The organism is Mesorhizobium sp. M4A.F.Ca.ET.020.02.1.1 (assembly GCF_004022645.1).
GTDB lineage: Bacteria > Pseudomonadota > Alphaproteobacteria > Rhizobiales > Rhizobiaceae > Mesorhizobium.
Map to the genome: position 1 here is coordinate 1 of NZ_RZOI01001337.1, position 603 is coordinate 603.

Genomic DNA, 603 nt, shown 5'->3' on the forward strand with positions numbered 1-603 from the left:
GGGCGCTGCCTTCCTCAAGGCTGCCTCGGCCTGGCCAAGCCCGGTGCTGGGGCGCCTGCCGGCCGATTGCCCCTACTGCGTCGCGGTCGGCGCCGTCGCCGGCGGCAATGGCATTGGCCTGCCGGACGCGCTCTCTGCCTTCCTGCAAACCTTCTTCTCGAACCTCGTTCAGGCGGCGATCCGGCTCGGCGTCGTCGGCCAGCTCGATGCCACCGCATTGTTAGCCGGCTTTGAGCCGCTTGCGCTTACCACCGCCGCCCGCGCCGCCGCCTCCACGCTCGACGATCTCGGTGGCTGCGCCTTCGTTTCCGACGTCATGGCGATGCGTCACGAAACCCAATATTCCCGGTTGTTCCGCTCATGATCGTGCTCGCCTTCGCGCTTTCCCTTGTCCTGCTCATCATCACCGCGCTGCATGTCTATTGGGGCATTGGCGGCATCTGGCCGGGCACGGATGCCAAATCCTGCGCCCGTGCCGTCGTCGGCTTCCGCGGCGTCGACGAGATGCCGTCGCCTGGCGCCAGCTTTGCCGTTGCCGCCTGTCTTGGCCTGGCGACGCTTTGGCCGCTGGCGCTTGAGGGCGTCTTTGCCTCGCCCTTTCCC

The 603-nt window shown here is 67.7% G+C and carries 2 protein-coding genes; both read left to right on the top strand.

The window, feature by feature from the left end; translation table 11 throughout:
* The coding region (locus EN742_RS37005; RefSeq protein ID WP_281035071.1) for an urease accessory UreF family protein at positions 1-364 on the top strand (364 nt) is incomplete at its 5' end.
* A partial coding sequence (locus EN742_RS37010) for a DUF3995 domain-containing protein (RefSeq protein WP_148670617.1) occupies positions 361-603 on the top strand: 243 nt, incomplete at its 3' end. The genes EN742_RS37005 and EN742_RS37010, both read left to right, overlap by 4 nt.